Origin of the sequence: Sphingobium salicis subsp. salicis (assembly GCF_049472635.1) — a bacterium.
GTDB classification, from domain to species: domain Bacteria; phylum Pseudomonadota; class Alphaproteobacteria; order Sphingomonadales; family Sphingomonadaceae; genus Sphingobium; species Sphingobium yanoikuyae_A.
In genome coordinates, this window is the sequence record NZ_JAYRCS010000001.1 from 2120959 (window position 1) to 2142773 (window position 21815).

General features: G+C 65.0%; 21 protein-coding genes. 20 read left to right on the forward strand and 1 reads right to left on the reverse strand.

Going from position 1 to position 21815, the window contains the following annotated elements; translation table 11 throughout:
- Positions 1 to 145: 145 nt before the first annotated feature.
- The 20 genes from VHN57_RS10260 to VHN57_RS10355 all read left to right on the forward strand — a co-directional run bounded on the left by VHN57_RS10260 (position 146) and on the right by VHN57_RS10355 (position 21255).
- A complete protein-coding gene (locus VHN57_RS10260; protein WP_048577690.1) occupies positions 146 to 463 on the forward strand; it encodes a hypothetical protein in 318 nt (105 codons plus the stop codon).
- A gap of 132 nt (positions 464 to 595) precedes the next feature.
- Positions 596 to 862 (forward strand): type IV conjugative transfer system protein TraL, encoded by a 267-nt coding sequence (locus VHN57_RS10265; protein WP_048577689.1) that lies wholly within the window; start codon positions 596 to 598, stop codon positions 860 to 862.
- A gap of 9 nt (positions 863 to 871) precedes the next feature.
- The gene (locus VHN57_RS10270; protein WP_048577688.1) at positions 872 to 1510 is read left to right on the forward strand and encodes a TraE/TraK family type IV conjugative transfer system protein; all 639 of its coding nucleotides are present in this window, start codon (positions 872 to 874) and stop codon (positions 1508 to 1510) included.
- Positions 1494 to 2261 (forward strand): type-F conjugative transfer system secretin TraK, encoded by a 768-nt coding sequence (locus VHN57_RS10275; protein ID WP_048577687.1) that lies wholly within the window; start codon positions 1494 to 1496, stop codon positions 2259 to 2261. The genes VHN57_RS10270 and VHN57_RS10275 overlap by 17 nt, the downstream gene beginning before the upstream one ends.
- Positions 2258 to 3604, forward strand: a complete 1347-nt coding sequence (locus VHN57_RS10280) for a TraB/VirB10 family protein (protein ID WP_048577686.1) — start codon at positions 2258 to 2260, stop codon at positions 3602 to 3604. Before VHN57_RS10275 ends, VHN57_RS10280 begins: the two co-directional genes overlap by 4 nt.
- 50 nt (positions 3605 to 3654) lie before the next feature.
- Positions 3655 to 4236: a TraV family lipoprotein gene (locus VHN57_RS10285; RefSeq protein ID WP_048577685.1), complete on the forward strand. Its 582-nt coding sequence runs from the start codon at positions 3655 to 3657 to the stop codon at positions 4234 to 4236.
- Positions 4233 to 6725 (forward strand): TraC family protein, encoded by a 2493-nt coding sequence (locus VHN57_RS10290; protein ID WP_048577684.1) that lies wholly within the window; start codon positions 4233 to 4235, stop codon positions 6723 to 6725. Before VHN57_RS10285 ends, VHN57_RS10290 begins: the two co-directional genes overlap by 4 nt.
- Complete coding sequence (locus VHN57_RS10295) at positions 6715 to 7038, forward strand: hypothetical protein (protein ID WP_423283757.1); 324 nt, start codon at positions 6715 to 6717, stop codon at positions 7036 to 7038. The genes VHN57_RS10290 and VHN57_RS10295 overlap by 11 nt, the downstream gene beginning before the upstream one ends.
- Positions 7035 to 7862, forward strand: coding sequence for a hypothetical protein (locus VHN57_RS10300; protein WP_048577682.1), 828 nt, complete (start codon positions 7035 to 7037; stop codon positions 7860 to 7862). Before VHN57_RS10295 ends, VHN57_RS10300 begins: the two co-directional genes overlap by 4 nt.
- On the forward strand, positions 7859 to 8095 hold the full coding sequence (locus VHN57_RS10305; RefSeq protein ID WP_048577681.1) for a hypothetical protein: 237 nt from the start codon (positions 7859 to 7861) through the stop codon (positions 8093 to 8095). The genes VHN57_RS10300 and VHN57_RS10305 overlap by 4 nt, the downstream gene beginning before the upstream one ends.
- Before the next feature lie 43 nt (positions 8096 to 8138).
- Positions 8139 to 8744 carry a conjugal transfer protein TraW gene (locus VHN57_RS10310; protein ID WP_048577712.1) on the forward strand — a complete coding sequence of 202 codons (606 nt, stop codon included), beginning with the start codon at positions 8139 to 8141 and terminating at the stop codon, positions 8742 to 8744.
- A complete protein-coding gene (locus VHN57_RS10315) occupies positions 8741 to 9757 on the forward strand; it encodes a TraU family protein (protein WP_048577680.1) in 1017 nt (338 codons plus the stop codon). Before VHN57_RS10310 ends, VHN57_RS10315 begins: the two co-directional genes overlap by 4 nt.
- A 322-nt stretch (positions 9758 to 10079) precedes the next feature.
- A complete protein-coding gene (locus VHN57_RS10320) occupies positions 10080 to 12020 on the forward strand; it encodes a hypothetical protein (RefSeq protein WP_048577679.1) in 1941 nt (646 codons plus the stop codon).
- Positions 12017 to 13132 (forward strand): conjugal transfer protein TraN, encoded by a 1116-nt coding sequence (traN, locus tag VHN57_RS10325; RefSeq protein WP_082166254.1) that lies wholly within the window; start codon positions 12017 to 12019, stop codon positions 13130 to 13132. The genes VHN57_RS10320 and traN overlap by 4 nt, the downstream gene beginning before the upstream one ends.
- Positions 13104 to 13982 (forward strand): type-F conjugative transfer system pilin assembly protein TrbC, encoded by an 879-nt coding sequence (locus tag VHN57_RS10330; protein ID WP_048577678.1) that lies wholly within the window; start codon positions 13104 to 13106, stop codon positions 13980 to 13982. The genes traN and VHN57_RS10330 overlap by 29 nt, the downstream gene beginning before the upstream one ends.
- On the forward strand, positions 13954 to 14550 hold the full coding sequence (locus VHN57_RS10335; RefSeq protein WP_048577677.1) for a S26 family signal peptidase: 597 nt from the start codon (positions 13954 to 13956) through the stop codon (positions 14548 to 14550). The genes VHN57_RS10330 and VHN57_RS10335 overlap by 29 nt, the downstream gene beginning before the upstream one ends.
- Positions 14547 to 15419, forward strand: coding sequence for a conjugal transfer protein TraF (locus VHN57_RS10340; protein WP_231923301.1), 873 nt, complete (start codon positions 14547 to 14549; stop codon positions 15417 to 15419). The genes VHN57_RS10335 and VHN57_RS10340 overlap by 4 nt, the downstream gene beginning before the upstream one ends.
- Positions 15420 to 15502: 83 nt before the next feature.
- Positions 15503 to 16000, forward strand: a complete 498-nt coding sequence (locus VHN57_RS10345; RefSeq protein ID WP_373886193.1) for a hypothetical protein — start codon at positions 15503 to 15505, stop codon at positions 15998 to 16000.
- Between the two features lie 45 nt (positions 16001 to 16045).
- On the forward strand, positions 16046 to 17470 hold the full coding sequence (locus VHN57_RS10350; protein ID WP_048577675.1) for a conjugal transfer protein TraH: 1425 nt from the start codon (positions 16046 to 16048) through the stop codon (positions 17468 to 17470).
- Between the two features lie 14 nt (positions 17471 to 17484).
- Positions 17485 to 21255 (forward strand): conjugal transfer protein TraG N-terminal domain-containing protein, encoded by a 3771-nt coding sequence (locus tag VHN57_RS10355; RefSeq protein WP_423283762.1) that lies wholly within the window; start codon positions 17485 to 17487, stop codon positions 21253 to 21255.
- Here VHN57_RS10355 and VHN57_RS10360 read toward each other — a convergent pair.
- A complete protein-coding gene (locus tag VHN57_RS10360) occupies positions 21242 to 21697 on the reverse strand; it encodes a hypothetical protein (RefSeq protein ID WP_048577673.1) in 456 nt (151 codons plus the stop codon). The genes VHN57_RS10355 and VHN57_RS10360 overlap by 14 nt on opposite strands.
- Positions 21698 to 21815 lie beyond the last annotated feature (118 nt).

Consider the following 21815-nt stretch of genomic DNA (forward strand, 5'->3'; position numbering starts at 1 on the left):
TCCCTGGCACGGCGATCGCCGCGCCAGCCCCATGCCGGCGGCGGGACCCGAACCGGGCCGTCCAGCCTCGCCGCCGGCCGACAGCGATCCTCATCGATGCCGGCAAGCTGATCCCGGAGCGGCCCATTTTCACAGGAGCAAGTGCATGCTGAAGACTCTTCGCAGACAGACCGTCTCGCTCGCCAATGTCGGCATCCCTTTGACCGCGCTCGCGTTGCTTGGCGCCGGTGGGGCTCACGCCTTCTCCGCGCCCGCCGCGGGCGACCTTGGCTACGACATCTACGATATCGTCGTGAACCAGGGCGTCAAAGGCCCGCTCGGGTTCGTCGGCGGGGTCGCAGCCTTCCTGTTCGGGGTGAGCAGGCTGTTTTCCAACATCATGATCGGCATCCCGACCATCGTTGCGGCGGTCTGCCTGATCAAGGCGGACAGCATTCTCCAGACATTCGGGATGGTGATCTGACGGTTCGGTCCGTGGTCCGCCCACGCGGATCGCGGACCTCAACAGGCCAGTGCGCGCAGGCGCAATGGCGAGACAGCCCACGAAGTTCAACCAGCTTCGCAGGGAGGTCACGACGCAAGGAGGAGAAGGCTCGTGGACGAGCGGCTACCCCAATATCTGCACAAACCGGTCCAGATCCTGTGGTTTGGTTCGGACGAATTCGTGCTGGTGATCACCGTCATCTTCGTCGCCGTAATCCTCGGCGGGATGCTCGGTTGGGCGCTTGTCGCAGGCCTTCTCCTTTTCGTCCCCTGGCTTCGTACCAAGCCGCGCGGGTTCATCCCGCACATGGCCTGGCGCTGGGGACTGGTCGGCTTTCGCAACTATCCGGGTCCGACCCAGACCCGCTTCTTCGAGTGAGCCCAAGCGATGTTCGGACGCAAATCCAGCGACACGCCACCACGCGATCCCTTGCTCGGCAAGCCCGCGAGCTTCGGCCTGCATCGCTACCTGCAAGGGTCGAGCAACCTGTTCGAGGAGAACCGGCTCCTCAAACTCGCCGTGGTCGGCCTGTTCGGGATCACCGCCGTGCTCGGCACGTTGATCTACACCTCGAACCAGAACACGCGCACCGTGGTCGTGCCCTTCGGCGCGGGCGGCGATCTCTATGTAACCGGCAGCGAACCATCGGAAGCCTATCTGCGCACGATCACGCGCAACCTGGTGTCACTGTCGGGCACCTATTCCGCCTATTCTGCGGATCGGCAGTTCCAGGAATTGCTGAGCATCACCCATCCTTCGACGTACAACAGCCTGCGCGACAGCCTCAACGGCCTGCTCGATGAACTGGCCAACAACCCCACGCTTTCGATCGCGACCTATATCCGCCCCGATCAACCCGTCACCTGGACGAAGACCGAGATCCTCGTCCCCGTCGAAAAGGTGCGCGTGATCGGCGGTGTGATCCGCAAGTTCCGGGGCAATCTGCGGATCCGATACGTGATCGACAACGGCCGCTTCTGGCTGACCGCCCTGACAGAGGAAAGTTTCGATGCCCAGCCTCGCTAAGCTTACGCGGTCGAGCCTGATGCTGCTTGCGCTGACGCTTGCCGCTCCGGTCGCGGCGCAGACCATCATCGCGCTGCCTGATCAGACCAGCACCCTTCGCCTGTCGAACCGCGACATCAACCATGTGATTTGCGCCGGCGGCGAGATCGAGGACGTCAAGTTCTCGGCCGAAAAGGCCATCGCCGTCGAACGCGCCGGGTCGGACGCCTGGATCAAGTTCCTCGTCCGCGAGATTGACGATACCGGCATGGTGACCCGCACTTATGTGACGGTCCCGTCCGAATTCTTCATAACTTGCAACGGCGCGGTCTATTCGCTTTATGCCGAGCCGTCCGACATCCCCGCACAGACGGTGATGCTGCAGCCCGGCAGCGCCCAGCGCGCGCAGGCGAACGAAGATCTGCTCGGGCCGCTGGTCGAGGAAGAACGCGCGGTCTCGATCACGCTCTCGATGCTCCAGGACCGGATACCAGCGAGCTTCACGACTGCCGCGACCCGGTCCGGACCGATCCGCCTGGGCCTGCTACCGGACGCCAGCATCGAGGAACGCCGCCGCATCGAGATCGACGGTTCTGGCCTTTCAGCATCGGAATATCTGGTTTCTGTGCCAACCGATACCCTGCTCGATGAACGCAGCTTCCTCGACAGCGCGCTCGGCGCCAACATCTTCGCGGTGACGCTCGATCGCGGCAATCTCGCAGCAGGCGAGACCGCGCGGCTGATCGTCGTGCGCCGGGGAGCCGGCCAATGAATCCCGCCGGCCCCAATGATCGCGGTCCTGGTGATCGCGGTCCCGGCAAACGCAGCGAGCGCGGCTCTTCCGACCGGGCAGGCCAGCCTCATGACGGCGAGCTCGACCTCGATGGTTTTCAGGAAAAGCGCGAGCGTTCGACAGGGATATTGCGCGGTCCCGCGCTACTCGACCTCAAAGCACGGTGGCAGACGCTGAGTGCGAAACAGCAACTGCGCCTGAAACAGATCGGCGTCGCCGGCATTGTCGGCGCGCTGGGGCTCGGCCTCTATTCCGCGAGCGGAGACGGCACGCAGGAAGCGGCGGCACCACCCAGCTCGCATCTCGACATGGGCGCAGGACTTCGCGGCGACAGCCTCGAGATCAAGCTGCGCGGCGATCTCAAGAAAATCCTCGACGGCCAGAACCTGCTCGGCGAGCGGGTAACAGCGATCGAGGAAGGAAAGATCGTGCCTGGCACCGGTTCGGCAGCGTCCGCGATCGACGGCGATCTTCCGCCCGCGATCCCCGGCGCAGTCCCCGAATTCCCTGAACCGCCCGCGACCGGGGACATGGATCCATCCATGTCCGCACCGCCCGCGCCTCCGATAGCGCCTCCCGCACCCCCGGCGCCGCCAGTTGAGAAGACGGTTGGGGCGATCGGCGCTGCGACGGCGCCGGTCGGCACCGATGCGGCAGCAGGCGCTAAAAAAAAGACCCGGACGATCTATTTGCCGCCTGGTTTCATGAAGGCGCGGCTGCTGACCGGGATCGACGCGCTGGCGAGCCGGGACGCAACCAGCAATCCCGAGCCGCTGATCGCGCGTGTCCAGGCGCCTGCCGTGCTCCCCAATGACGTGAAAGCGAACCTGTCAGGTTGTTTCGTGATCGGCAACGCAACCGGCAGCCTCGCCAAGGAGCGGGTTGAAGTTCAGCTCGTCTCGCTCTCCTGCGTCGACTTCGACGAACGCTCGGTGGTCGATCAGCCGATCAAGGGCTTCTTCGTCGATGCCGACGGCAAGAAGGGCCTCTCCGGCAAGGTCGTCACGCGCGCCGGCGCGGCGCTGGCCCGCTCGTTCATCGCGGGGACCATCACAGGGGTCGCGCAGACGGTCGAGAACACGGTCGGCAACGTCTCGACCTCGGCGCTCGGCTCGGTGCGCACGCTCGATGCGGGCGATGCGGCGCAGGCGGGGATCGCCGGCGGCCTCTCGCGCTCGTCGGACAAGCTCACCGATTTCTATCTCGATCTCGCCCGCCAGGCCGGTCCCATCGTCGAAGTCGGCGCGGCCAAGGATGTGGTCGTCGTCATCCAGGAAGGCGTGAGCCTCGAAATCAAGCCGACCGCCGGGAGCAAATTCTGATGCGCCCGCCAGCAACCACAAGGCCAGAAATCATCAGGGGAGTTCGTCCCATGCATCATCGTCCGCGAGGCCGCGCAATCCGGGCCGCCGCCTTGATCCTTACGCTTCCCGCGCTGGGCGGCTGCGCGACGCTAGGCTCGGTCATGTCGCCCTACAGCGAGAAATTCTCCTGCAAGAATGACGATCATGGCCAGTGTATCCATCCCGACCAGGCCTATGCCGACGCGGTGGCGGGCGTGGCGTCAAAGTCCGATCCGGCCGTCACCAATAACAAGAAGATTCTTCGCGAGCGCCAATCTCCGCGTGCGTCCGGTAGGTCCGGCTCGGGCCAGGCGGCATCGGGCAGGTTCGAGGGTTATCGCGACAGCGTCTATCGTGAATTACAAGGCCTGATCGAGCAGCCCGTCACCCCGATGCTCAAGCCCCCGCGCACGGTACGCACGCTGATCCTGCCCTATGCCGACCGGCAGCGGCCCGACCGGCTCTACATGCCGCGCTATGTCTATTCGCTGATGGAGCGCCCGCAATGGGTTGTGGGCGACTATCTGGTCGCGCCGGTCTCGCCGGCCACCCGCGCCAACGTCCTGGAACAGGTCAAGGACGGTTCCGACGATATGGAGCCTTACCCATGACCAGCTATCAGGCCGGCATGACGCTTTCGCGGCTGCGCCGCAGCGTGGAGCGCGACAGCTATTCCGATTTCCTCCCCCTCGCCGCCTGGGTCGAGGAAGAGCAGGCTTTCCTGACCATCGACGATGGCTGGGGCTACGCCTGGGAGCTGGTTCCCGCCGCTTACTTGTTCGCGCATGTGCATGAGGCGCTGCTCGGGCTGCTCAATGTCAACTTTCCCGAAGAGACGATCCTTCAGCTTCAGAGCTTCGCCGATCCTCTGGTCGAGGGTGCGCTCGACGCGTTTCTCGACCTCAAGACGCGCCCCGATCCGCTGATCCAGGCCTCGGCGCGGCGGACCTTCGATTATCTGCAGGCCGGCACCATGGGCCTGAAAGCGCTCCACGGCATCCCGGTCCGCAACTTCCGTACTTTCCTGTCGGTGAAGACCCGCGAGCCGATGGACAGCGACCTCAAGCGCCAGATCGAGGAACAGCTTTCCAAGCTTGGCATCCGCCCGATGGCAGCGGGCGAGATCGTCAGCTTCTACCGACGCATCTTCAACGGCGTCCATGCCTCCGCGCCCGGTGTGTTCACGCAATCCGCCGACGTGCCGCTGCGACGGCAGATCATCGACGCGGGACCGGCGCTTCGCTTCGATGGGCCTGAGGTCTTTCTCGGCAATCAGGTGGCGCGCTGCCTGACGCCCAAGTCACCGCCGAAGCGGATCACCGCCGAGCGCGCCAATCGCCTGACCGGCGGGATGCGTGGGAGCGCCGAGGACAGCGACCAGATCGGTGGGCCGTTCCTCTACACGCTCAATGTGCTATTCGACCATTCGCAGTTCGAGATCCACAAGCGCGCGCAGATCCTCTCGGCGCAGAAGGCTGCGGGCAGCTTCGCGGTCGAGGTCGGCAAGCAGATCGAGGAAATTGGCTGGATCCTGGATGAAGTCGGCAACAGCCGCTTCATCTCGGTGATCCCGACGCTCTGGGTGTTCGGCCGCGATAGCCACCAGGCGCGCGAGATGGCTGCCCGCGCCAAACGACTCTGGGAATCGGAGCCTCTGCCCTGGATGGTGCAGGAGGAAAGCTACCTCAATCCGATCCTGCTTGCCGCAAGCCTGCCCTTTGGCCTTTATTCGGAGCGCCGCACGATCCGCATGCTTCAGCGCGATTTCCGCGTGCCGGTACGCGCCGGCGTCCTCATGTCGCCGATCCAGACCGACTTCCGCGGTGGCGGCCGCCCTGCCCTGCTCTACACTGGCCGCAAGGGGCAGCTCGTAACGCTCGACCTGTTCGATCCGCGCATCAACAACTACAATTTCATCGTGTCGGCGGAGTCCGGTGCGGGCAAGAGCTTCCTGCTTAACAACCTCTGCCAGCAATATTTCGCGCAGAATGCGCTCATCCGCATCATCGATATCGGCGGCTCCTACCGCAAGCTCTGCACCCTCTGCTCGGGCCGCTATATCGACCTCGGCGAAGAGCATCTCGTGCTTAACCCGTTTGATCTCGGGCTGGCGCTCGATGGCGATGACCGGGAATCGGCGATCACCATGGCGGTGTCGATCGTCGCCGAGATGGCGAACGCCGCGACCCGCAAGCCGGTCACCACCTCGGAATGGAACCTGCTCAAATCCGCAGTGCAATGGGCGATCGAGAGCGGGCGCGCGGAGGCCGGGATAGATGCAGTGCGCGAATGGCTCGGTGCCTATCCCGCCAACACCGCCTCCGATCTCGATCGGGTCGACCATCTGGTGCCGACCGCGCGCGAGCTGGCCTTCAACCTGCGCGATTTCGGGTCGGACGGCGCCTACGGCCACTATTTCAACGGGCCGTCGACCTTCGACATATCGACCGACGAATTCGTGGTGCTCGAGCTCGAACGGCTGAAGGCGATGCCTGACCTGTTCAACGTCGTGATCATGGTCGTGGTGAACGCCGTCACGCAGGAACTCTATCTGTCCGCCCGGGACCGCCCGCGATTCGTCCTCTGTGACGAAGCCGCGCAGTTCATGACGCGGGGCGACGGCCAGGATCTCTCGCGCCTCGCCGAAGCCTTCAGCCAAGGCTACCGGCGCGCGCGCAAATATCGCGGCAGCTTCGGCATCGTCCTTCAGAGCATGAACGACCTCTTGCTGTTCGGCGGCACGGGCCAGGTCATCCTCGAAAATGCCGCGACCCGGTTCCTGCTCCAGGGATCGACTTACGACAAGGCGGTCGAGAACAAGATCCTCGATTATTCAGGGTTCGTTCTCGATCTCCTCAAATCGGTCCGCAACAACAAGCCCAATTATAGCGAGGTCTTCATCGACAGCCCGCTGGGGCTCGGCATTGCCCGGCTTGTCGTCGATCCCTTCAGCTACTGGATCAACACCTCCGCGCCCGAAGACGTTGCCGCATTCGAGGCCCTGGTGCGGTCCGGACGCTCGCCGCTGGAAGCGGTCTGCGATCTCGCTGGCGTCGATCCCGCCGAAATCCTTACCCCTCAGGGAGGCCATGATGCTTAAAGGTAAGTCGCATCCGGGACAGCTGGCGCTCGAGCTATCACCCGACGAAAACCTCGAAGCCTATGTCGAGGCGCGCGTCGCCGCGCGGGCCGAAGCCGATGCGCTGCGCTGGAGGTTCCGGCTCGTCATCATCGAATCGGTGATGATCGCCTCGCTGGTGATCGCAGCCGGCTTGGTTCTCAATCAGCCAATGGGGCTCGTTTTGCGCGGCGCCGCAATGGTCGGAACCGGCTGCTTCTTGACCGGCCTTATCCTGATCGGCCTGACCGGCGCTGCCGGCCGCCTGCTCGCCCGCTTCAGGAGGCCGCGATGATCTCCGTGACCCTCGGCCCTGACGGCGATGGCCGTCTCGTCCCGGCCTATTCCGAGCGCAGGCCCGACGAAACGCTCCACGAGTTTCTGCTGCGCTCCCGCCAGGAAATGGCGCTCCATATCCGGGTGCTCGAAGCGACAAGCGATGCGCAGACGCAATTGTTCGCGTCCGAACGCACGCGCTCGCGCCGCACCATGATCTCGCTTGCCTTGAGCGGAGCCGGCTTCGCCGCGGCGACCTATCTCCTGCTCGCCCACAACGGGCTTGCGGGGAACGGGCCTGCGCCGTTCCTCGCCGCAATGATCGGCGGATGCGCATTGGCCGGCGCCGCAGCGCCGCTCGGCATTGCGTCCATGGCAAGTCGCATCCCATCCTGGAGGTTGGCATCCGAGGATCTGCTACGGCGGCTGCTCGGCCGACCCCGGCGGGCTGCAGAGCCGTGCGCCACCATCCACCCGTTGGTGAGGGGCGGTGACCTTCAGGCAGAAGTCATTGCACCAGAAGAAATATCGGAGGCTGAGAACGCCGCCTGTGATCTCGACCGTGATCCCGTCGTCATAGAACTCATCGAGGACTTTACGATCGATCGGCTGGAGACCCGCACCTTCTTCTGGGGCCTTGGGCTTCCTGTCTTCCAGGCGATGGTCATCGCCACATTGTTCTGCGCCGTGCGCGTCATGTTTGGCTGGCCGCTCGCTGCGCTGATGGCCGATATGCTGCTGGTCCTGGTCATATGCCTCATCGGCTTCTTCTTCCTGCTCATCTTCTCCAATCTCGCCAGCGGTAGCCTCGCGCGGCTGATGCTGTGGTGGAGGCGGCGATGAACGGCATTTTCTCCTCAGCGCCCTGCCAATCGTCGATCCGCCTGGTGGTGGGCACGCAACTCCTGCTACTGGTGCAGGCCGGGATCATCATCTGGGCGCGTCCCGCCGCGAACGACATACGCGGTCTGGTCCTTCTCGCTTTCGCGCTGGGCCTTGCGGGATTCATCGCCGCGGTTTGCGGCGAGAGCAGCGCACCGCGCGTCCACTGGAGGGAGCGCCGCCGTGGCCGATGATCCGCTCCATAGTGGCTGGCCCGTGGTGGTCTTTCAGTCGGCGATGATCGCGGGGCTGATTGTCGGATCGCTGTTGCTGGCGTCCACCGCTCGCGCCGAGACCTCCACCGTGGGGCGCACCTGGCCGATTGCCGAGCCCGATGCGATGGCGGAAATCGAGGCGCGCGCCGCGCAGCAGCCCCCGAATATGGCCGAAAAATTCGGTCCGCGCTCTGGCTGGAGCGCGCTCAAGGGCGCAACGCTCGCTTCAGCGCGCGAGGACAAGGTGCGTCACGTCGTCCCCTTCTACACGCTCGACACCGAGATCCGACTTCCAGATGGCAAGCTGCTTTACCCCAAGGGCTTCACCTTCAATCCGCTCACCTATGTGTCGCTGCCGCAGCGACTCGTCATCGTGCATCCCCACGATCTGTCCTGGGCGCTCAAGACGGCCACGCTCACCGACTGGATCATCCTGACCGGCGGCGGCGATCCCAAAGACGACGCCCTGTCGCTCGGCGAACGCCACGGCCGCGCGCTGTTCACGCTCGAGGAACGAGTGAAGGACCGGCTCGGCCTCACGGTCGCGCCCGTCATTGTGCGGCAGGTCGGACAAAAGCTCGAACTCACCGAAGTCAACCTGTCAGCCAAGGGAGGGCGCGGACAATGACCCGCCTTGCATCCACTCTGCGCGTCGGAGCCGCCGCAATCCTGCTGGCGCTGATCGCGCCCGCAACGCCCGCGCACGCTTCCAAATGCCCTTCGGACACGGTGTTCAATCCGATCACAAAGGTCAGGTGGAACTGCATCTTCCCGATCACCATCGGCGGCGTACGGGTCGGAAGCTACGACAAGCTCGACAAGGCACTCGACGCGCAATCGGCCTCAAAACCCCTGTGCGCCTGCCGCAAGGGCGCGACCTTCTGGTTCGGTGTCAAGGTCAGTTTCTGGACGCCAAACCGGATGATCGACGTGGTGACCGAGCCAGGCTGCATGATGGCGCTCGGCGTCGACCTCATGCCGACCGGAGGCAAGCTTCAGGGCAGCCAGTCGTCGATCTCCGACGGGACCAACACGACCAAGCTGTTCGCGCAGATGCACTATTACATCGCGCCGGTCTGGAAGATGCTCGACATGTTTACCGACCTGCCCTGCATCGAGGATGACGGGTTCGATGTCGCGATGATCACCGAGGTGCTGCCGACATGGCAGTCGGGGACGCTGGGCGCGATCATCCAGCCCGAAGGCATCTTGTTCGGCAATCCCGCCGCAGGGCTTGCCTGCATGGCGGACAGCGCGGCGGCGGCGGCGGGCAAGACGATCGACCCCTTGTTCTGGTGCATGGGCAGCTGGGGCAGCACCTATCCCGTCGCCGGCGATATCCATATGGGCGACCGTGTCGAAGCCTGGGCGGGCCTTGCCGCGCGCGGCACCTTCATGATGGGCCGCCTCGGCGCGCTCACCATCCACTCCGAGGACGGCTGCTCTTTCAAGGCTCAGCCCATCTGGACCAAGAGCCGGTACAAGCTCCAGATCATGGAGCCCGTCAAGGGCGGCAAATGCGTTAATATCGGCCGCCCCGGTGCGCTCTGGACGTCGGGCAAGCATGCGCCCGGCAAAGACAATGCCCAGTTCATGCTCTTCGAAAAGGCGATCTGCTGCGCGGGGATATCCACGCCGTGAGTCAGTCGCATCCCCCATCCCGCGCACCCGGCACGGGCGGTTGTCCCGCTCGTCACGGAGCCCTCCCCACCGTGAGCGGGTGCGCGGACGGAGCGGCGGCGGCTGCCCCTGCCGCCGTCGCTCCACCCCCGGTCAGCGCGGCCGACGAACATGGGCCGGAAAGGAGGGTTGCCCCCACCACCTCGACGCCGGTGGCGGCCGCGCTGACCATTTTCGAGGGACAGGCCGTCTATAAGCTACTCTCGCCCGGATCCGCCGCGTTCCGGGCGGGAGACGTGCTGCGCTTTGCCTATGGCTCTCGCACCACATCTCCGAGGCTGCCATGAGACGGCGGGTCATTCTCATGCTGGCGATGACCGCCACGCTGCCCTTGCCAGCGTCGGCGCAAACCGTCGAGGACCGCGCCCGCGCGGCAGCCGAAGCTTCGCGGGAGAAGACGTCCGACAGCGAGGCGATCCAGCAGAACTACCTGACGCCGGGGCTTGCCGGACAGCCGATCGCGACGGTCGACAACAGCCAGACCTTCAACCCCAGCATTGCCTGCCAGCAGACAGCGACCCTGCTCGAACTGATCGCGCAGCCCGCATCTAGCGGCGATATCGGTACGCTTCGCATATCTCGCGACAAGAATCTCGACGGCAGCGTCGACCAGACGCTGACGCTACCGGTTCCCGTATCGGGCATCTGCGCCAATGGCGTCGTCTCCTGCCAGCCCGGCACCTGGAACCAGTGCCGGAGCTTCCAATGGGATGTGGCGTCGGGCGGCGATCTCAAGCTGACCGAAGTCGGCCTCACGGATCTCGCCGGCTGCTACTGCGTCAACAACAGCTGCGGGTCGAACCTCGTCTGGGGCAACATGGCCTCGGTGCTCAAGGATTTGGGCGGCGGCGTGATCGGCGCGCTGACGACGGCCGATCCGCGCGTCGGCGTCGCGCAAGCCACGATCGACGGCCCTGCGATCCGTTACACTGGAGCGCAAAGCACCGCCTGCACGCCCAATCCGTCGCTGCCCCAGACCGCCTATCGCGCCAGCCCCGCCACCATCCAGGGCGACGCTTCGAGCGCCGCCGCCGCGAGCAGCATCTTCCAGGCGCTCAAGGGTTCGCCTGCGGGCATCGGCACGGTCGGGCAAATCCGTGCCTGCACGATCGAGCGCGAAGTCAGCATCACACCGTGGCAGTTCGACGATATCGTTTCAGCCAGCGGCGTCATCACATCGAGCTGGAGCTGCGGCGAGGGATGCCGCCGCTACCAGATTCGCGGGGATGGCGCCTGCGGCGGCTATCCCCCACTCTATTCCGCTATCTTCACACCCCTGGCGCCTGAACGCATCGTCTCCGCGCGCATTGTCGAGATGGGCGCCGACGACTGGGTGCAGGCGCGCGTGGGCGGCGTAGCGGTCGGCTATGCGGGCAAGCGCGTGTGGATGCATGACGGAATCCCGTCGGGCGACTGCCGGATCAGCGGCAGCCCCTGGTACAATTACGCCCCTATCGACATCACCGAGCAGCTGAAGGCCGGCTCGACGACAGTGTCCGCGCGCGTGCGCGGCGGCGGCGGCGGGCGCTGGGGCTATGTCACCGTCGAGATCCGGGCCGATACCGCCTGCGATCTCAGCGAGCGGCTCGTCGATCTCTGCTCGGGCTATGCCGGCGATCCCGCCTGCCAGCTCGACAGCGAGCGCGTCGACGGCGTGCAAACCTTCAAAAGCGGGGTCGCGACAGGCATCAATCCCCTGCCGCAGGTCCGCCAGTTCGGTTCCGGCGCCTGTACGATGCAACTCGCGCGCGACTTCTTCCGGCGCGAGCGCAGTTATCGCTGTTCGATCGACACCGGCTCGATGCCCGCACCCGATCTGAGCCGCGGCGCCTATATCATCGACCATTCCACCGAGACGATGCTCGCCGACCGGGTGAGGATCGCCGACGGCGGCCACGCCGCATCCTCGCGTCCCTTTGCCCTGCCCGATCGCGGCTCGGTGCCCGCTTGCGAGGCGGTTTGCAAAACCCGCGCGCCCAAGGCGAATGAGAGCGTCGCATTGGATGGGGTCGTCGGCGCCAAACAGAACGCGCCGACTGGCTGGGACACCTTTTATCACGCCTGCAGGACTGACAGCGCGGGCAGCGACGTCTGCCCCGCCGGCCCCGGTGAGGAGATCGTCTCGGCCTGCGGCTGCTTCGACGATTTTCCCGAAGCGGTCGTGATGATGCAGACCGTCCGTCTCGGTGGCGCCGATCTCGTCTGCACCGGAGAAGTGCGATGATCTGGCGTCCTCTTTTCCGGCCGACGCGCGTCGCCCTGATCGCGCTTGCCATTTTGGGCTTCCTCCTCGGCGGGCAATTCTTCCCGGCGCAGGCGCAGCAGCCCGTTTGCGCGGTCGATCTCGACGGCAATGGCGATGCCGGCGATCCGGGCGAAGTCATGAGCTGTTCCGCGATGACGGACGATGCCTGGCTCTGCCCGGTCCAGCAGGTGATGTGCGTCGCCGATGCGCAGGGCGAATATAGCTGCCCGCTGGGATCGCAGCATCAATGTCTGACCCCGGCGGGCGGCGGAACGCCGATGTGCTCGCCCCATGCGTGCACGGGGAGCGACGGCGCTGGAATCGAGGACGATCCGGTCATCGACGATCCCGGCGCGCCCGCCGACGGCGTGGTCGATGCAGAGGGGCATTGTCTCGGCAATATCGAGATCTTCGCAGGGCGCGCGGTGCGCTGCCGCCCGGCGGGGCTGCGCACCACATTCCAGAATTGCTGCAAGGACAAGGGCAAGATCGTCAAGGACGGGATGGGCTCGTCCATCTCATCGATCCAGACCAAGATCGCCGTGGCCAAAGGCGTCTATACCGGCATGAGCGCCGCCTACACAGCCTTCCGGGCCGGAGCGACCGCTGGTCAGGCCGCGACATCAGGCGCGAACGCCATCATCGCCGGCATCGATCCGACCTCGATCGCGATCAGCCTCGCGATCAACTTCATGATGGATTTTCTGCTCTCGGGCTGTGACCAGCAAGACATGGAAGTGGGCATGCTCCGGGGATCGGGCATGTGCCACGAGGTCGGGCGCTACTGCTCCTCGCGCATTCTCGGCGTCTGCATCCAGCGGTCGCGCGGCCATTGCTGCTTCAACACCAAGCTTGGCCGCATCATCCAGGAACAGGGCCGCCCGCAGCTAAAATCGTTCAACAGCGTCGGCTGGGGCACGCCGAAGAACCCCTATTGCCGCGGCTTCACCCCGGAAGAGTTCCAGGCGCTGGATTTCTCCAAAATGGACCTTTCCGAATATTATTCCGAGATCGAGGCCCGCGCCCAGGCCGACATCCAGATCGACATGAAGGACAAGATCGATGCCCATATGCAGGCCATCGGCCAGTAGCGTGCGGCCTCTCGCCGCCGCGATGGCGATGCTCGTCTCCGCTTCCGCTCTGGCGCAGGACAACCCTCGCCCGGACAATGCGCGTGATGGGGCAGCAGCGCAAGGTGAGGCCGCACTCGACCGGCTCGAACGCGCCACGGCCGCCCGAAAGCAGGAAGCGGAAACGCGCGGTCCGACGTCACTGCCGACGCCATCGGAAGAATCCCGCCGCCGCGCCTTTGAAGGCCTGCGCAAGCGTGCCCCGTCCCCTGCGATGGACGCCCGCGCGCGTACAGCCATGGACAAGGCCAAGGAGGCTATGGCGGCCGAACGCGAAGCAATGGCACTTCGCCTTGGCCAAGCTCTCGGCCTCGAAGCGCCCGACATGGAGGCGGTCGTCGGCATCACCGCGCCGCCGAGCGCCAAAGGCTGGGTGCCGGTGCTGTTCGTGTCCTCGTCCATGCCGGTGACAACGCTGCGGACCTACGCAGGGCAACTTGAACGGGTCGGCGGCGTGCTCGCCTTTCGCGGAATGCCGGGCGGACTCACGAAGGTCGCCCCGATGGCGAAGCTCTCGGCCGAGATCCTGCGCCATGATCCCGGCTGCGAAGGCCCGGCCTGCGCGATGCGCGACGTGCAGTTGATCGTCGATCCACTGATCTTCCGTCAGCACAGTGTCACCCGCGTTCCAGCGCTCGCCATGGTGCCGGGCGATCCCGCCCTGCCCTATTGCGAGCGCGAGGATGACAGCCCGCGCGCGGCCCATGTCGTCTATGGCGACGCGGCGCTTTCCGGACTTCTCGAAGAATATGCCCGCCTCGGCGGAAAGAAGGAGGTCAGCGATGCTCAGGCTCGCCTTCAGGGCCGCTAAAGCCGGCTTCGTCGAATTGAAGGCGCTGCCGCTGAAGGCGGCGGTGGCGCTCGGCAGTTCGGGGCTCGGCCAGCCTCCGCGCCCGAAGCAACTGTGGAAGGCCTTTGGCATCGTGTTGCCGGTCGGCCTCTTCACCTGGTGGGCGATCCCGCAGGCGACGATCGTCATGAGCCCGTCGATCGACGCGTGGCTCGTCCGCAAGGCGCCGGGACCGATCGGCCGGGACGATCTCGTCTCGTTCACCTTGTCGCACCCGCTCGCCGGCCCCAAGCCGGTTGCTGTCACCAAATATGCCATGTGCCTCCCAGGGGACCGCATCTCGCTGATCGAGAAGCCGTCCATGACCTATGGCGAATGGGATGGCTGGTATTACTGCAACGGCAGGCTGCTTGGCGTCAGCAAGCCCTTCGGTCACGACGGTCAGCGTCTCGATCATTGGCAACCCGACAACGGTCTCATCCTGCCCGGAACAATCTATGTCGGATCACCGCACGCGAGCGGATTCGACAGCCGTTACTATGGTCCGGTCGAAATCGGACAACTCCAACGCATGGAGAAACTGCTGTGAGCCGGGCGGCCCTCCTGCTCGCGGCGGCGCTCGTGCCTGCCATGCCGGCCCCTGCACAAGCCGCCGACCAGCGCACCGGCTATTGGTGGTATCAGGCCCCGCCCGGCCCTGCGGATGATGAAGCCGATCCAGATGCGCTGATGAAGCCGGCGATCCCGCCGATGGCGGAGCTGGCGACATGGACACCACCGAAGATCAGGAATCTGATCGAGCAGCAACGCGACTATGCTGCGACCGTACTGACGGTCGATGCCGTGGCGGATTTCTGGCGGTTGCAGGATTTCGCGAGGCGCAAGGCGCGCGCCTTCGCGGGAGTCACCCAGATCGCCATGCTCCAAAATCCCGAACTCAACGCCAAGTCCGCCAATCCGATGGTCGGCGAGGCCCGCGACCAGCTTTCCGCGCAAAAGGATCAGGTCCGTCGCCAGTATCTGCGCGGCCGGGCCAACGAGTTCGCACTGGTCATGTTCTCGCGTTCGACTTGCGGCTATTGCCGCGTCCAGTGGCCGATCGTCCAGCGCTTCCAGGAGGAGATGGGCTGGCAGGTCACGCTGATTGACATCGAGCGCAGGCCCGAGCTGGCCCAGCGGTTCGGGGTCGAGATCACGCCGACGACGATGGTGATCAGGCGCAACAGCCAGCAGCGCATGGTGATCGCGAGCGGGGTCGAGGCTTATCCCAATCTCATCCAGACGGCCTATCAGGCGGTGCGGCTGCTTGCGGGTGATATCCGGCCCGAACAGTTCCTGACCGGGGCCGGCGAAGAGGACGGCTTTTTCGATGCCCTCTCGGCCGGGCCGGTGTCCGCAACCGATCCCCGCGCGCTTGGCGGCGATCTTGTCGGCGCGAGCCTGGAGCCGCAGCGGTGAAGCGGCACCTGGCCTGCACGCTGGCCGTGTTCCTTGCGGGCGCTTCCCCGGCGTCCGCACAGCCTGTCACCCGCGAGCAGGCGATGCGCGCGGCGATCCATCCCGTCGCAACCGAGGCCGGGATGCGACAATGGCTCGCCCGCGTGCCGGTGACACGCAACTGGCCGCCCGATTTCGCGGAAACCATGAAGGGCCAGGGACCGGCCTTCATCGTCGAGATGAGCACGGCGCCGGGTTGCGTGCCCTGTGCCGATCTCTGGAACAGACTCGGTGCCCTCGGGCAACGCTATGGTTGGAAGGTGCGCACGATCGGTAGCCAGGAGGCGATGCTGCGCTCCGGGCGACTCGGTCTGCCCTGGGTGGGGCATCCCGTCGCCTGGGTGCGCCCGGTCTCCGATCCCAATCGCATCATTCCGGTTGCGATCGGAACCGACCACGAGCCGAACCTGGCGCGCAACCTCTACCTTGCCGCCAAGATGCTGACCGGGGTGAAGCCCACCGTCGGCGTGCGCGGCATGTCGAAATTCACCGGGATCGTGGCCGCATCGCCACGCCCCGTCCCCAACCGGGCGAGGAATTGACATGGGGAGCCACGTCCTCGCCCACTTCCAGGAAAGTTGTCTGCCATGGCCTCCGCTCGTTGTCGTCTGACCTTGCTTGCCCTGCCGCTGCTGGCGGTCTGCGGCTTCGCTTCCCCCGCGTCCGCGCAAAGCTGGGCCGAGAGCTGGTTCGACAATGTTACTTACACCAGCCCCGGCAGCTTCGAGGATCAGACTCGCGGCTACATCACCGCGGGCGGCATGTCGGGCCGGGTCGACGTCCACAACGACTATCTGATGAGCGTCACGCTGCCGAAGATCAGGGCGGGCTGCGGCGGAATCGACATGTTCCTGGGGGGAATGAGTTTCCTCGATCCGGACTACCTCGTGCAAAAGCTCGAAAGCATCCTGCAGGCCGCGCCCGCCGTTGCTTTTCAATATCTACTCGAAACCCTTGATGAAAAGATGGGCAACATCATCTCGAAGATGGAGGCCGCGACCAACTTCCTGAACTCGATCCAGGTCAACGACTGCCGTCTCGCCAACCGCATGGTGCAGATCGCCAAGGGTGACGACAACATGTCCGGCATCATCGAGGAGATGACCGGCTATAAGTCGGTGCGCGAAGGTTTCTCGAAAAGCTATCAGCAGAGCCGTGAGAAAATCCAGGCCAATCAGGGCAATCCGACCGAGGATTTGAAGGACGCGCTCGAAAACTGCCCCGCCGAGGTCACCGACATCTTCAAGACCGGCTCGCTGCTCGCCCACGCCGCCGCGCGGGTCGGAGCATCCGAATGGGCCGGCGTTATGCGCGCGCGCGTCGGCGACGTCTATATGCGCTGGGACGCCACCGATCGCGTGCCTCTGTTTAGCGCGATCCCGGCCTGTCCACGGCAGGATACCGAGAGCGTGGACGATTTTCTAACGGGCAAGGTCCAGACCCGAGCCATCGCCGTGCCGCCAACCTCGACTGATTGTTCCGTGGACGGCAGCGGCAAGGGCGCACTGATCCTTTCGCGCGGACGGATGGAGTCAATTGCGGTCAAAATCCGCACCCGGGCTGCTCTGACGCCCGAGGAACGCCAGTTCGTCGCCAATGTCCGTACATTGCCGGTCTATCGCCTGCTGGAATGGGGCGTGCGGCAGGGCATGGTCGAGAGCGTGATCGGTGACACCGATGAACTGGTCGCCCTGACGCTCGCCTATCAGATGCTCAACGACCTCACGCGCAGCATCGACTTCGCGGTGTCCAATGCCGAACGCGGCGCGACGGCGGCAGGGGCCAGCGATCCCGGAAATGCCAAGGTCTGCCAGACGCGCATCCTCAGCAAGGGAATCGAGCAATTGAGCGGACTGCGCGACGAAGTGCTGCGCCAGCGCGCGCAGATGCGTCAGTCCTATATGGCAGCGCTTGAGTCGGCGAATCTCTCGGCCAACTATGCCGGGGTGGTTCGCCAGCGCGACCGCGATGCGCGTGATGCCGCCGGCGCCGCCGCCAACCGCAACCGCTGAGCTAGGGCCACGCCATGATCCGCATTCTCCGCGCCCTGTCCGTCCTGATCGCGCTTTTCGTGGCCACACCCGCGCTGGCGATCGATACCAGCTTCCATACTTATGACGGCTTTGCCGAGACTGTGGACGCCTTCCGCCTGGTCTCGATGATCTTCGGCGATCCGCGCTACGAGACACTGGTACTGATCGTCGCGGTGGTCGGCATCGGCCTCGGTGTCCTGCTCGCCGGCATCCGCGGTCAGGGCATGGGGCTGGTCGGGTTCGGTTTTCAGATGCTGATCGGCGTCGGGCTGTTCGTCGGCATGGTGGCGACCACGGGCACGGTCCATGTCTATGACCGCGTCCGCAACGCCTATCAGCCGGTCGGCGACGTGCCGAACCTGATCGTGCTGGTCGCGGGCGTGACCAATATGATGGAGCGCGCGCTGGCCGAGGTCATCGACGACAATACGACCGATCCGCACGCCAAGCTCGAGTTCGGCGCGGGCGGCCACACGTTCGATCTGTTTCTCAATGCCGCGTCCCCGCGCGGTCCGATGACCGACACCTTCCTAGATAGCACGATCAAGGACTATGTCCGGCAATGCTATCCGGTCGCGCGCGTCTCGCCCGCCTATGGCGTTGACGATGATATGCTGTTCCGCACCGCCACCGATCTGCCCGCCGCCTTCGCGGGTATGGCGGGTCCCGCGACATTCAGCACGGTGTTCACGTCCACCGACAAGGGCGGCACGACGGTCAGCTGCACCGAAACCTGGGAGCATATCTCGACGCGCCTCTCCGAGCCCGCGCTGTTCGACAATTACGTCGCGCAGGTCTGCACACGCACCGGCTACGATATCACCAACGCGACCCAGCTACAGCGTTGCCGATCCAACATCGGCGAACTCGGCCAGATGATGATGGACACACCCCAGTCGCTCCAGCAGTTCCTGACCAATGTCATGCTCGGCAGTACGGTGGGAGACGTGCTGTTCGAGGACAGTCCGGCAACCGCCGCGCGCGTCATGGCCAATCGCGCCGTCGTCTCCTCCGGCCTCGCCACCATGTCGACCGCCAACGAATGGATGCCGACCATCCGGGCCACGGTCTTCGGAATCATGTTATTCATGATGCCGATCGCGCTCCTGTTCATCCTCACCCCGATCAACCTGCGCGTCGCGTCGTTCGCGCTCGGTCTTTTCGTGTTCGTCGCGCTTTGGGGCGTGATCGACGCCGGCATCTATCAACTCACCTTGGGCCGCGCGACCGACGTGCTGGCCGAGATGCGCGCGAACAATGTCGCGGCCAACGCATGGATGCTCGCGCCCTCCTCCGCGATGAAGGCGCTCGCCATCTTCGGGAGCTTCCGCACGGCTGCGGCGGGACTTGCGGGCGCCTTCGTGTTCACCGTGTTCCGTTTTTCGGGCAACGTGTTCACCTCGTTCACCAGCGGCGCCCTCGGTGTCCAGGGACAGGGCACGGCCGCCGCCGCGCCGCTCGCCACAAGCGAGGGCTATGCGGGCGCGCTCGAGGCGCAGGCGACGGCGGCGGGCACCATGGCGCGGCGCGGTGCGGCGTCGAACTTCGGCGACTTCGGGGAGCGCTCGACCTTCGGCGCGAACCGGGCATTCGGCGCCGCAAGCCGGGTCCTCGGCGAGCACGGCGGCGGGGCGAACGGCACGGCCGCATTCGGCATGGGTGGGCTCGATAGCGCACGAGAACTGGGCGGGTTATCGCCAGCGCTCACTGGCCGTAGTCTGACCGATCCAGCGACCGTTCGCGCAGTGCGCGACAATGCCGCGACGACGGCGATCCATAATTTCGCGGAGAAGGATGCGCTGCGCGCGCTGGGCACGGGATATTTCGGCCAGGGACAGGCGGGCGAAGGTGCCTTTGCCGCCTTTACGCAACGGATGGTCCAGTGGAAGGCGTTCGGCGATACGCGCGCCTATGACATGATGTTGTCCGGCGCACAGCGGCATTTCGAGCGGAACGGCTACGACCAGAAGGACGCGGTACTGAAAGCTTCGACGGTGATCGCGCAGGCATCGGCCGATCCAACCTTCGCCAAGCTGATTGCCAACACCTTCGACCAGGAGCAGATGCTGCGGAACGACCTCACCGCCGCTCAGGTCCAGGTCGGCGCGATGGAAGGACGGCGCGATTTCGCGGGCGACAATGTGACGCGGATCGAGCGCGGCAATGTCGCGACCGAGCAGGCACACCGCACCGGCAGCAATGAGGGGCAGCGTAATGCCGCATCGATGCTCGGCCTCGGCGTGCAGGAAACCTCCCGTCGGATCGCCTTCATCAACGCCCTCTCGGGCGAAGCCCGCTCCACCGCCATTTCCCAGCTCTCCCGCGCAACTGGCCGCAACGAAGCGCAGGTGATGCGCGCGCTCGAAACCTACAATGCCGCTGTGCAGGTCGGCACCGCCGACGGCGCGACGGCCGAGGCTGCCCGGGAAGGCACCAGCGTCTACGGGCGCACACGCGAGGCGGCGGGCTACGACTTCGCCGAGCGGTCGGGCAAGCTCGATGCGCAGCGCGAGGTCGGCCATGATGGAACGCGCTCTGCGGCTCGGATCGGCGAGCAGCGTCGACAGGCCGACAATGCCGGCTTTGCCGAGGGTGCGGCGGCTGCGGGCATGTCGGTGCGGCAGGCGGCCCACCTCGATAGCTTCATTCGCACATTGTCGCAGGGTGCCGGCAATCAGGTCGATATGGCCGAAGGCGGCGCGGAAGGAATTGCCGATCGCGCACGTAACGAGCGGCTGACCCGGATCGTCGACAATGAGCGTCTGACCCGCATGCAGCAGCTGCTGGGCGAGCATGGCGTGCAGATGTCGAAACGGCAGATCGCCATGTCGCAGAATGGCGACCTTAGCCTCAACCTGACGCCCGAGACGGCGGCGCAGATGTGGCGCGGCGGTCTCATCAACGAGAGCCAGCTCGGGGCGATTGCCAATGGCGGGCGTGCGCGCTTTTCATTCGCTGACAATGACGTCCTTGTCTCCAGCTCGGTCGGCTTCCAGCAATCGGCGCGCAACGACACCAGCACGCGCTTCGAGGCGGGGAAACAGGCCGGGCCCGATACGATCGAGCATTTCCTGAGCAGCGGCGAGCAGGGCCAGGCCATGATGCAGAACTGGCTGCGCGGCGGGTTCGAGATGGATCGTCACGGCAACTGGCGGCTCAACCCGCAGGTGGCGGATACGCTCACGCGGGACGTGCAGGCGATCATCGCGCAGACCGGATGGCAGCGCGGGCTATCGCGGTCTGCGCAAGATCAGGTAACGATAGGCACGACGATCGGTGGCCACCTCGGTGGAAGTGTCGACACCCAGGAATCCGAAGCCATAGGCGGTCGCGGACAACCTACCGGCAAAGGCCAGCAGCCGAACCAAGCTTCGACCACCCAAAAGGGCCGGTCCACATCTGGGCGGGTTGGCGGGAGTTTGGGGTTCGAGAGCCGCGATGTTGGACTTAGCAATGAGACGGCGCAATCGTCCCTCGACATTGTCAACTATGACGTCCGCGAGGCCATCGCTGCCTCCGAACGAGCCGCGGCCCGGTCCAGCGATCCGGCTGCCACCTTCTCGCGCGAACTATCCGACCGTATTCTCGGTCCGGACGGCATGCGTAACCGCTACCTTCAGGACGCTGATTCCGGTCGAGCCACGTTCGACATCACCGGTCCGCTTACGTCGATCGAGCAAAACTCCGTTCTGAAAAGCGGAAGATTCTCCACGGACATCGAGGGCAGCCCGGGCGATGGCGACAGCAGCTTCAAAAAACGCTGATACGAGCGCCATTGTTAGGGCTTATCGGATTGCCGATGTATAGCGCCCCGGAGCGCGGATCGTGGATATCGCTGCCGGCTCGGATATCTTCCATAGCGCGATCATGCTCTTCCCACAGACGGGCAATTCTAGCCCGCGCCTCATCGGATATAGGATCGCCCTCGCCCTGCGGCGCAAATGCCGTCAGCCAATCCTGCGCGTAACCGACACCCAGCGCCAGGAGCGCAGTCATCGGGAAGAAAAGCACATTGAGAAAACCGGCAGGCGCGCTGTCGTAGAAGGCCTCCAGCGGCGCGATCTTCGTGGACGCCGCCATGCCGATCCACCAGACCGGGATCGTGGCCCACCACGCCTTTGCATACCACGGACGCCACAGCCAATCGGCTAGCCTCAGCCGCGGCGCTGCAGGATCGGTTGGGGGCATGTCGGCTGCGGTATTCATCGATAGTTCCTCGCAGCCGACTATAGCAGAGATCTTGTCATTGTTCCATCATTCATAGCCGGTTTCGTGCGGCAAATCGCACTGGAACACTGGTTTGACCCCGCTGATTCTGTTCTCT

What these genes read in the sequence shown, in the direction of transcription:
- VHN57_RS10260 (WP_048577690.1), top strand. Translation starts at nt 146, where the DNA reads ATGCTGAAGACTCTTCGCAGACAGACCGTCTCGCTCGCCAATGTCGGC.
- VHN57_RS10270 (WP_048577688.1), top strand. Translation starts at nt 872, where the DNA reads ATGTTCGGACGCAAATCCAGCGACACGCCACCACGCGATCCCTTGCTC.
- VHN57_RS10275 (WP_048577687.1), top strand. Translation starts at nt 1,494, where the DNA reads ATGCCCAGCCTCGCTAAGCTTACGCGGTCGAGCCTGATGCTGCTTGCG.
- VHN57_RS10280 (WP_048577686.1), top strand. Translation starts at nt 2,258, where the DNA reads ATGAATCCCGCCGGCCCCAATGATCGCGGTCCTGGTGATCGCGGTCCC.
- VHN57_RS10285 (WP_048577685.1), top strand. Translation starts at nt 3,655, where the DNA reads ATGCATCATCGTCCGCGAGGCCGCGCAATCCGGGCCGCCGCCTTGATC.
- VHN57_RS10290 (WP_048577684.1), top strand. Translation starts at nt 4,233, where the DNA reads ATGACCAGCTATCAGGCCGGCATGACGCTTTCGCGGCTGCGCCGCAGC.
- VHN57_RS10295 (WP_423283757.1), top strand. Translation starts at nt 6,715, where the DNA reads ATGATGCTTAAAGGTAAGTCGCATCCGGGACAGCTGGCGCTCGAGCTA.
- VHN57_RS10300 (WP_048577682.1), top strand. Translation starts at nt 7,035, where the DNA reads ATGATCTCCGTGACCCTCGGCCCTGACGGCGATGGCCGTCTCGTCCCG.
- VHN57_RS10305 (WP_048577681.1), top strand. Translation starts at nt 7,859, where the DNA reads ATGAACGGCATTTTCTCCTCAGCGCCCTGCCAATCGTCGATCCGCCTG.
- VHN57_RS10310 (WP_048577712.1), top strand. Translation starts at nt 8,139, where the DNA reads ATGATCGCGGGGCTGATTGTCGGATCGCTGTTGCTGGCGTCCACCGCT.
- VHN57_RS10315 (WP_048577680.1), top strand. Translation starts at nt 8,741, where the DNA reads ATGACCCGCCTTGCATCCACTCTGCGCGTCGGAGCCGCCGCAATCCTG.
- VHN57_RS10320 (WP_048577679.1), top strand. Translation starts at nt 10,080, where the DNA reads ATGAGACGGCGGGTCATTCTCATGCTGGCGATGACCGCCACGCTGCCC.
- traN (WP_082166254.1), top strand. Translation starts at nt 12,017, where the DNA reads ATGATCTGGCGTCCTCTTTTCCGGCCGACGCGCGTCGCCCTGATCGCG.
- VHN57_RS10330 (WP_048577678.1), top strand. Translation starts at nt 13,104, where the DNA reads ATGCCCATATGCAGGCCATCGGCCAGTAGCGTGCGGCCTCTCGCCGCC.
- VHN57_RS10335 (WP_048577677.1), top strand. Translation starts at nt 13,954, where the DNA reads ATGCTCAGGCTCGCCTTCAGGGCCGCTAAAGCCGGCTTCGTCGAATTG.
- VHN57_RS10345 (WP_373886193.1), top strand. Translation starts at nt 15,503, where the DNA reads ATGCGCGCGGCGATCCATCCCGTCGCAACCGAGGCCGGGATGCGACAA.
- VHN57_RS10350 (WP_048577675.1), top strand. Translation starts at nt 16,046, where the DNA reads ATGGCCTCCGCTCGTTGTCGTCTGACCTTGCTTGCCCTGCCGCTGCTG.
- VHN57_RS10355 (WP_423283762.1), top strand. Translation starts at nt 17,485, where the DNA reads ATGATCCGCATTCTCCGCGCCCTGTCCGTCCTGATCGCGCTTTTCGTG.
- VHN57_RS10360 (WP_048577673.1), bottom strand. Translation starts at nt 21,697, where the DNA reads ATGAATACCGCAGCCGACATGCCCCCAACCGATCCTGCAGCGCCGCGG.